The sequence below is a fragment of the Azohydromonas australica DSM 1124 genome, from assembly GCF_000430725.1.
GTDB classification, from domain to species: Bacteria; Pseudomonadota; Gammaproteobacteria; order Burkholderiales; family Burkholderiaceae_C; genus Azohydromonas; species Azohydromonas australica.
Genome location: NZ_AUMO01000137.1, coordinates 1 through 8172, shown reverse-complemented (window position 1 = coordinate 8172; position 8172 = coordinate 1). Strand labels below are relative to the sequence as shown.

Here is an 8172-nt window from a genome sequence, read left to right as displayed (position 1 = left end):
AGGAGGGCCACGAGTCCAAGTCCGTGGCTGCGAGCTTCGGCGCGGTGATCCTGCAGATCATGGTGATCGACCTGGTGTTCTCGCTGGACTCGATCATCACCGCCGTGGGCATGGTGGACGAGGTGGCGGTGATGATCGCCGCCGTCATCGCCTCGGTGGGGATGATGATGGTGTTCGCCGGCCCCATCGGCCGCTTCGTCTCCGACCACCCGACCATCAAGATGCTGGCGCTGTCCTTCCTGGTGGCCGTGGGCGTGGTGCTGCTGGCCGAGGGCTTCGGCCATCACGTGCCCAAGGGCTACATCTACTTCGCGATGGCCTTCTCGCTGGTGGTGGAGATGCTCAACATCCGCATGCGCAAGCGCGCCGCGCAGCCCGCGCACCTGCACTCAGCTTACGTGCCAGAGGACACCGGCGCCAATTCGCGTCCGTCGGTGCGCTAATCGCGCCATCCATGCCCCCAGCGTACGATGCTGGGGGCGGAGCCCATCAGGGCCTAGAACAATACGGTAGACCGAAGCGCTGGGCGCCAAGGACCCAGTCGTGTGGAAATTCAGCAGCCCCGGCAACCGGTTTACCTTTGAGCTCAGTTGCCCGCCAATGCCGCATATGTCGAGGGCCGCTGTCTATACCGTTGCCTCAGCACCTTTACTCCACGGAATTGCCGACACCCGCGAGCGCAAGGGCAAGTTGTTGCAACCGCAATGTTTGAAGCACCCTGCCATAAGAGCGCGTCTGGTGGGCCTTCCCGGCGGCCAGGACACGCTGTCGGTCGTAAGTAACCATCGATAAAGGTGCCCCTCAAGAACGTGGTCGGGGCCGTTCCCAAGGAAGCCACTGCGGCATGCTGTCGCGGCACCAAGACCGGCGTTTGCAGAGCTGGCGGATGCAGGAGGGGGAGGCAATGCAGCAGTACGAGACGGCGCTGGAGCGGGCGCGGCGCCTGGCCAGTGAAAGCAAGGGTCGGGCAGCCGTTCAGGCCACTTGGATCGAAGAGTTGAGGCACCTGGGCTACGACACAGCGGATGAGGAACGCAATCTGGCTTTGATGAAGGAACAGACCTGGAGCGCTTACGCGGAACTGTCCCGCCAGCAAGCGCTGGCCGAACAGCCGTAGCGGCTACAGCGTCACGGCCGCAAGCACGCAGCGGCTGCAAAAAGGCCGCTCTGCCAGCGACGCGTCACAGCAGCGTGCAAGTGGCAAGTGGCGCTCTTTTCCTGGCAGACAGCCCAATCGAGCACCCTGCCTCAAGGGCCTTGTCTGGCACGCACGCCGGGTCTCAGCGTTCAGCGCCTCTACGGAGTTGCGCGACGATGCCCAGGACGGCGGCTATCACGATGACGATGCTGGCGATGCTTTCTAACCACGGCATGTGCTGCTGCGGCAGGTAGGCGGACGCGACACCAGCGCTGACATAGATCGACAGCAGCAAGGCGGCAATCACTCTTGCCATGTACCTCTCCTACTTCCAAAGCAACGGCCCACGGCCCCTGTTGTCACTGCAGCGGCCTGATGCAGGTTGCGATGTGATGGGCAGGTGTGCTGCCCGCGGAGCACTGTTCCATCAAGCGTGTCCGGGTGCATAGGTAAATCCGCCCCCATGTTCCGTCTCGAGCCGGGCCTCTTCAATGAGGTCCTCCTGTACCGGGTCTGGCACACCACCTCGCGCGAGATGGACCTCGTACCAGGCCGCAATGAACAATCCCACCAGTGGCTGGGGTCCTTGGACCAGTTCGTCCAGATCCAGGGCACTGGCCTCGCAAATGGCCTCGATGGGCGCCATCTCGAAGCGCACCAGTCCGTCCTCCGGATTGCGTGACAGGTGCAGGTCCCCAAACTCCACGCCATTTGGAATGGTCACGCGCAGCCGCAGTTCTCTCATGTCTTCTCCCCTCATCACCTTGCAGTGTTCCCCCTTCGTTGCTGGTTCGAGCAGCGGGTTCATGGAAATCCCCGCCCCGGGTACCGGGACCCGGCGGATCCCGGGGCGGGCGATGTTCACTGCCGTCCGGCGTCAGGACGGCGTGATTTCGGAGCCCGGCATGTCGGTGGCCGGCGATGCCTCGGGCGCTGCCGCAGACTCGCCACCGGCGGCACGTTGAGGCTCACCCGCACCATTGGCGCCGGTCTTGCGCGCGGCTTTCTTGCCTGCCGCCTTCCTGGCAGGCGCCTTCTTGGCCGCTGCCTTCTTGGCTGCCGCTTTCTTTGCCGGTGCCGTGGTGGTGGTGGCCGCTTCGGCGGCCGGCGCAGCATCCGCCGCCGTGGCCTGGGTGCGCGTCTTCTTCGCAGCAGCCTTCTTGGCGGCCGCCTTCTTCGCCGGTGCTGCGGCAGCTTGCGTGGCGCCAGAGGCCTTCTTGGCCGCCGGCGCGGCGGTCTTGGCACCGCGCGGGGCGCGACCCTCCTCCATGCCGAAACGCCGCGCGAGCTTGGCGTCCTGCGTGGACAGGTGTGCCCCCTTGGCCGTCACCGGCTGCTCCAGCGACACGTTGCCGCCCTCCTCCATTCTCGTGAGCGTCTGCGCGAGCCTGCCCACCGCACGGGAGAGCTGCTTGAGCGTCTTGGCGCCGACGGCGAGGTTGGCCAGATCGACCTTCAGGCGGTACACGGCTGCAGGAGCCGCCGACGCGGCGGCTGCTTGCGCGGTCTTGGCCGCGCGCGAGGTTTTCACCGGAGCGGCTTTTACGGAAGCCCTTTTCGATGCGGGAAGTTTCTTGCTGGGCATTTGAGTGTTGCCTCCTCAACGGCATTAAGTGGAAATCCCACCATCGAAATTATGAGTTCGAAGCAAACCAATCCGGGGCCCTCGCTGCGAAATAGCGCCCATCGAGTCCGAAATCTGTTGCTCGGACGACTCAACATGGCGCTCCAGGTGCACTTTGAAAGAGCGGCGCTGACGGTGGAGAGTCAACAAGCAGAACACACCGCGCAACGACCGCTTCGCCGGCAGTCAGTTCACCGCGCTATCCGAACTGCCGCGAGTGACTTGCCACGCCTGCCAGCCAGGCGAAACGCGCGAAATGCTGCGCCGCATCAGCGCAATGACGGTGACGACAACGACAACGACAACGACAACGACAACGACAACGACTCGCAGTGTTGGGGACCAGCAAAGCCAGTGCGCCCATGAGGGGACGGCTCTTGAGCACGGACGTATCCACCACTTCGTACACTCTCACCTCATTTCCCTGAAGGCGGGTAGTTGGTCATGGACGCAAGGGCGCGGCTTGCCGCACAGATTCTCGAAGAAACCTGGCGAGTGCCGACCATGCAAACCTGCCACGCTGCGGCGGCCCTGGCAGGCGTCAGCCTGGTGGATGCTGATGACTGCGACGATGGCGCCTGCTGCTGCCCTCGCTGCCCGTGGCGTCGGACCGCAAGCAATTGGCGCCCGCACGGTGATGGGCAGCCTGGGCAAACCACTGGAGCAGGAAGTTGATGGAGATCGACACGAGGGTCGTGGACCAAATGCAGCTCGGGACCACAGGTGCACGCATGGAGACCTTTGACCGCAGGACTGTGCGTCCTGGCCTGGGCGGGGACGGTCGATGAAGGTCTTCCTCGACTGCCCGTACGAACAGCGCAACGAGGCCAAGGCGCTGGGCGCGCGCTGGGACCCGGCGATCAAGAAGTGGTATGTGGTGGACCCGCCGGACGTGGCCCCATTCGCACCGTGGCTGCCAGGCGACGTGGCGGACTTCGTCGGCCAGCCCGTCGCCGGCAAAACGAAGGCGACACCCAAGCCCGCACGGAGCACAGCGTCGAAGAAGCCGCAGCAGCCTCGCCGCCAGAGCGCGCCGCCGCCAGCGTTGCCTGTACTTTCGCCATGGCCGCCAGCGCAAGCTGCGACCGACGATGACGACCCGCCGTGGGATTGAGCAGGGACCAAACCTGAGTGCGGCAGAACCGATGCAGCCGTTGTCTCGCACTGCACCGATCGTCGTACAGACCTGCAGCACGGCGGACGCTTCGGCGCGCCGGCTCGACAGCCGCGGCATACGCCGCGCTTGCCGCACCCTGCCCCGGCCTTGCGGCCTTGAAGAATGTGGCCAGGCCTGCCAGACGCAGGCGCTGCGCTTTCTTCTCCTTTGCGGCTGCGGACGCTGGGAACCGGCTGCGACACCCACGGTCGGGAAGCCGGCACCCGTGTGTTGATCGTCGTGCCAGGTCAGCCGGTCGATGCACCAAGCCGGCTTGGCCGCTGCGCGGCGGCTCGCGCCGCTGTCCATGCGGCCGCGAGAAGCAGCCCGCGTGGATCAGGACACGCGGGCCTTTTCCAGCAGCGCCTTGCGCGCCTGCGTGAGCTGCTCGACCGCGGTCACCACGGCCTGCGACGCGCTCTTGTACCCCGCCACGACCGGTGCGAGCGACTCCCTGGCCGGGCTGTCGTGCAGCGCAGCGTCCAGGAACTGCGCGCATTGCGCATCGAGCAGCCTCACCGTCTTGACCACGAATTCGTCGGCCTGTTGCGTGGTCTGGATGAAGTCCGCCGTGAGGCCGCGCGCATCGCGTGCAGTCGTCCCGAAAGCCAGTTGGCCCTGGAACAGCCGGGCTTGTTGCTGGAAGAACGCCGTGCTGAGCTCACTCCACTGCTTGGCTGCTTCCTGTGCCTGGGTGACGAAGACATAATTCATGGGTAATCCTTGGTCGGCGGCTGCGGCCTGGTTGAAGTGAGGGACCCGCTGCTGGTGGAACGCGGGCCACCAGCAGCGGGATTTCAACACGGTAGGCTGCCATGCCAGCCGCCGGCGTCGCTGTGCACGGCCCATGCCCTCTTGAACTTTTCCCCATCAGCACCACGGGACGCCTTCGTCTCCCGCCTGAGATCCACATGACCGCGCGCGACGAGGAGCCCGAGAACAAGATGTCCAGTGACGGGCTGCGGTACCCGGCCAAGAAGCCGGGCTTCACTTTCGGCGGGCCAGTGCTGGGCAGCACCTCGGCCACCATGTCCTGCTTCAGGTGCGGCCGCCCCAAACCCCGTCAGCGCTGTCGGCCGGGAAGATTCAGGGGCGCGACCAGAAGGTCTGCGCGGTGAACTGCCGGGCAAGAGCATGCGGTCCCACTGGGCAGGGATTGGACTGCCTCCCTGCCGCACCGACCGGTGTCGACGTGAACCCGAAGGATCTGGCTGTGTGCGCCGCGCGCCAGCCACGGCCAGCTGGACGCGCCGACTGCACGCCACCACGCTCGACGGTGGGCGGACACGAGCAGGGCCGCTGCGCCAAGCGCTGCAACGGCCAATGACGGTTCGTCACGCCGTGATGGCTTGAATGCGGCACTTTTCGCGCGAGCCCACGGCCGTGGTGTGACAGCGCTGCAACAGCGGCACAGCCCGGGGCCACGTGGGCGGCACAGTACCGGCCCATGCCTTCCACGCTCGACCAGCAGCCCCCAGAGCTGCTCCAGACCTTCTACGCCCGGCTCTCAAATCGCTATGGTGCTCCCGGCGTGCACCTGCTCGACTTTCCCGGCCGCTGGCTGGTATTTCGAACTGCGGACCTGGCCGCCGGCGCGGAGCGGGCCGTCATCGATATCGATCTGTCGGAGCACGACACGGCCAGGAGCCTGGCGGAGCTGGAGTCCAGGGCGAAACTTGCCGTGGGTGATGGCCACGATGCGACGTTGGTGCTGATGTACCTCTCCAGGCGAATGCGCCTTGGTCAAACCCCGCATGCCACGCCACCAAGGACGGTCCTGTCCATCACGCTGTGGAGCCTTGCGCATCCCACGGCACTGACGGGACGCATCGAGCTCGACGAAGCGGGCATGCCCGTCCGGATCGGGACGGCCGACGCCTTACCCCGAACCGCAAGCCGCGGCACACACTGACTGCCGCGGCAATACAACGCCGACGGCAGCCTCCGCTGTCTGCCTTGGGCGCGCGGTCGCTCAGCGCCGGGCGGTCCGAGCGGCGGCTTGAAGCGGCACCATCGAGGCACTTGCGAAGCCGCGGCGGCCGTGCAGCGGGTGACTACGCCATGCAGCAGTCCGGGCGACCGCAGCCGGATCCCGAGGCCAGCGCAGCGGCCTTGCGATAGGTCTCCAGGCGCGCAGCCAGGAAAGCCTGCTCCTCCATGGGCAGCCGCTTCTGCTGCAGCCGGCGCTCGAGCGCACTCAGGGCAGCCGCGGAGATGCGCTGAACCTTGCTCGCCACGAGATCCATGGTGCAGCTGGCTTGGATTTCAGTTTCTTGCTGCGTGCAGTCAGGCATGGCCAATTCGACCAGGAGAATAAAAACCGGCCGCGGAGTGTTTTCAGGAAACGGCGTTGAGGGCCCGAAGTTACAGTGACGACGCTGGCGCTGCTGGATCGGACTTGGCCGCACGAGTCCCATGCGGCATTCAAGGCAGCGAATTTTTGCGGCTGTGGCCAAATGTGTCTATGCGGGATTGCCACAGGGTGCAGCAAGCAGGCCGCACCGGTGAGTAAAAGTTCCGCGGCTGACAGACCTCGCCACGCCAGCGCCATTGAATCAAGCAGCGCGGACAAGTACGTACACCGTGCGAACGGCCGGGCACGCTGGCAACCATCGCCACGACCGACACAGAGGTGCTGCTTCGCCGCCGGGTGCTGCCGGCCTTCAATCGACTGCTCAAGGCTCATTGGCAGACTCAGCGCACGGTTGCGGCCTCCGCGATGTATTTCACCAGGTTGAGGCTGCAGAGCCTTGTGAGGAAACGCCGCCAACGCAGCCTTGCCGCAACCGGCGCACAGACGACCCCTTCAGATTCGTGCGTCCACCCTTATCTGCAGTTGTCCATTGCCGATAACTGCCCATGAGTGCCCGCGACCTTGACGCCAAGACGACGATTTCCAGCGACGGGCTGAGGTACGCGGCCAAGAAGTCCAACTCGGCCTTCGGCGGTGTTACCCTGGGCAACGGCTCGGTCACTGTCGTCGGGCGTCGAGTGCGGCCGCCACAAGCTTCTGTCTGAACTGCTGACCAGGAAGATCCCGGGGCGCAACCAGAAGGTCTGCGCAGTGAACTGCCAGGCGAGAACCTGAAGCCCCATTGAGCAGGGCTCGGACGGGATGCCCTGCCCGCACTGACCGGTGTCGACGAGCACCGCAAGGATCTGGTCATGTGTTCCTCGCTCCAGGCAGGGTTGAATCGGCGCTCCCGCGGCAAGCCATCACAACTGGCGGACATGGTCATGGCCGCTACCCGAACCACTGCAACGGCAACCGCCGGTGACAGCACCTCCGGCGCCTGCGCAGGAGCTTTCCCCTGAATCTTCGAGTCGGACCTGGAGGCTGCCAGTGCTTGGACTGCCGCCGCGCCCGACCCGCGACTTCAGGCAGCGCCAGCGCGCCTAGTCCTCAGGTGAGCGAATTTGGGGACCGGAAGCAGGTGCGTCTACGCCATTCGCGCTGGGGTCCGTTTCAGTCGGGATCAGGCTCGGGTAGCAGCGCGCAGCCAGGACAAGGCATGGTTGCGGTGCGCTCGTGCGACCTGGAAAAGCGCCCGGCATGGAACGACGCCTGCAGCGGCCAATGAGTCAGGCCGCAGGCAAGTCCTTTCCGGGTGAGCTTGCCCGCAAGGGCGGTCTGACCGCGTAGGGATAGAGGAGCAGGATGTAGCGTCGGCCCGCGTGGCTCATCGTGGCCAACGAGTCGCCACCGAGACCGTGGGCAAGCTCCACGTTCTTCTGGAAGGCTCGGTTGGCCGCCATCCACTTGTTTCCCACCTCGCGCACCTCATAGGCCTCGGCGTGCAACGTGCAGTCGCCCACCCGCAGCGTGCCCAGCAGGTAGCTGGCCGGGTGGCCGCCACTTTCCTCACCGCACGGCTCCAGGCCCAGTGCCTCTGGACTGATAGCCAGGGGTTCCACGGAGAGCTGCTGCGTGCCTGCCGCCGGCCGTACCTGATCGGCGTGCAAGGCGTAATGCTCAATTACCTGTTCATCGTTCGATACCTGCATGCCGTAGTCGCAGAAGCCGTCCACGACTTCCACCGCACGCTCGGGGCTGTCGGCGACGACGGCGACGACGGCGAAAGTCGCCGGGACGTTGAAGGTGGGCATGTTGATCTCCTTGGGACGCCACAGAAGGCGCAGATTGGGCCAATGCCAGCCAGCCCGACTCGATGGGTTGAAACTACACCATCGATTCGCCGAATCCTGTGCGCGGCGCGACAAGCGCGCCGTGTTTTTCGCCATGGCCAAAGACCT

General features: G+C 65.4%; 11 protein-coding genes. 5 read left to right on the top strand and 6 right to left on the bottom strand.

The genetic code is table 11. From position 1 onward, the window contains the following. Together H537_RS44080 and H537_RS0118470 are read left to right on the top strand one after the other, a co-directional pair. On the top strand, window positions 1-443 hold a 443-nt coding region (locus H537_RS44080), incomplete at its 5' end, for a TerC family protein (RefSeq protein WP_043459196.1). Window positions 444-844: 401 nt separating this feature from the next. Then, on the top strand, window positions 845-1117 hold the full coding sequence (locus H537_RS0118470) for a hypothetical protein (RefSeq protein ID WP_028999026.1): 273 nt from the start codon (window positions 845-847) through the stop codon (window positions 1115-1117). A 163-nt stretch (window positions 1118-1280) separates the two neighbouring features. On the opposite strand, the gene H537_RS53190 is transcribed toward H537_RS0118470, so the two are convergent. From H537_RS53190 to H537_RS55035, 3 genes are all read right to left on the bottom strand, one after another. Then, window positions 1281-1454: a hypothetical protein gene (locus H537_RS53190; RefSeq protein WP_156901833.1), complete on the bottom strand. Its 174-nt coding sequence runs from the start codon at window positions 1452-1454 to the stop codon at window positions 1281-1283. 111 nt (window positions 1455-1565) lie between these two features. Further along, a complete protein-coding gene (locus H537_RS53185; protein WP_156901832.1) occupies window positions 1566-1946 on the bottom strand; it encodes a hypothetical protein in 381 nt (126 codons plus the stop codon). 69 nt (window positions 1947-2015) lie between these two features. Then, window positions 2016-2669, bottom strand: coding sequence for a hypothetical protein (locus H537_RS55035; protein WP_211235031.1), 654 nt, complete (start codon window positions 2667-2669; stop codon window positions 2016-2018). A gap of 877 nt (window positions 2670-3546) precedes the next feature. Here H537_RS55035 and H537_RS53175 point away from each other — a divergent pair. After that, window positions 3547-3876 carry a DUF5710 domain-containing protein gene (locus tag H537_RS53175; RefSeq protein WP_043459194.1) on the top strand — a complete coding sequence of 110 codons (330 nt, stop codon included), beginning with the start codon at window positions 3547-3549 and terminating at the stop codon, window positions 3874-3876. 378 nt (window positions 3877-4254) lie between these two features. On the opposite strand, the gene H537_RS0118440 is transcribed toward H537_RS53175, so the two are convergent. Next, window positions 4255-4632: a hypothetical protein gene (locus H537_RS0118440; RefSeq protein ID WP_028999024.1), complete on the bottom strand. Its 378-nt coding sequence runs from the start codon at window positions 4630-4632 to the stop codon at window positions 4255-4257. Between the two features lie 733 nt (window positions 4633-5365). Between H537_RS0118440 and H537_RS0118435 the strand changes: the two genes are divergently transcribed. Next, window positions 5366-5830 (top strand): hypothetical protein, encoded by a 465-nt coding sequence (locus H537_RS0118435; RefSeq protein WP_028999023.1) that lies wholly within the window; start codon window positions 5366-5368, stop codon window positions 5828-5830. 142 nt (window positions 5831-5972) lie between these two features. On the opposite strand, the gene H537_RS53170 is transcribed toward H537_RS0118435, so the two are convergent. Further along, window positions 5973-6335, bottom strand: a complete 363-nt coding sequence (locus H537_RS53170; RefSeq protein WP_156901831.1) for a hypothetical protein — start codon at window positions 6333-6335, stop codon at window positions 5973-5975. Between the two features lie 442 nt (window positions 6336-6777). Between H537_RS53170 and H537_RS53165 the strand changes: the two genes are divergently transcribed. Then, on the top strand, window positions 6778-6936 hold the full coding sequence (locus H537_RS53165) for a hypothetical protein (protein ID WP_156901830.1): 159 nt from the start codon (window positions 6778-6780) through the stop codon (window positions 6934-6936). Window positions 6937-7500: 564 nt separating this feature from the next. On the opposite strand, the gene H537_RS0118425 is transcribed toward H537_RS53165, so the two are convergent. Further along, on the bottom strand, window positions 7501-8025 hold the full coding sequence (locus H537_RS0118425) for a hypothetical protein (RefSeq protein WP_028999021.1): 525 nt from the start codon (window positions 8023-8025) through the stop codon (window positions 7501-7503). Window positions 8026-8172: the final 147 nt, after the last annotated feature.

Excerpts from the sequence above, each read along its gene's own strand:
- H537_RS0118470 (WP_028999026.1), top strand. The coding sequence starts at position 845 with ATGCTGTCGCGGCACCAAGACCGGCGTTTGCAGAGCTGGCGGATGCAG.
- H537_RS53190 (WP_156901833.1), bottom strand. The coding sequence starts at position 1,454 with ATGGCAAGAGTGATTGCCGCCTTGCTGCTGTCGATCTATGTCAGCGCT.
- H537_RS53185 (WP_156901832.1), bottom strand. The coding sequence starts at position 1,946 with ATGAACCCGCTGCTCGAACCAGCAACGAAGGGGGAACACTGCAAGGTG.
- H537_RS53175 (WP_043459194.1), top strand. The coding sequence starts at position 3,547 with ATGAAGGTCTTCCTCGACTGCCCGTACGAACAGCGCAACGAGGCCAAG.
- H537_RS0118440 (WP_028999024.1), bottom strand. The coding sequence starts at position 4,632 with ATGAATTATGTCTTCGTCACCCAGGCACAGGAAGCAGCCAAGCAGTGG.
- H537_RS0118435 (WP_028999023.1), top strand. The coding sequence starts at position 5,366 with ATGCCTTCCACGCTCGACCAGCAGCCCCCAGAGCTGCTCCAGACCTTC.
- H537_RS53170 (WP_156901831.1), bottom strand. The coding sequence starts at position 6,335 with ATGGGACTCGTGCGGCCAAGTCCGATCCAGCAGCGCCAGCGTCGTCAC.
- H537_RS53165 (WP_156901830.1), top strand. The coding sequence starts at position 6,778 with ATGAGTGCCCGCGACCTTGACGCCAAGACGACGATTTCCAGCGACGGG.
- H537_RS0118425 (WP_028999021.1), bottom strand. The coding sequence starts at position 8,025 with ATGCCCACCTTCAACGTCCCGGCGACTTTCGCCGTCGTCGCCGTCGTC.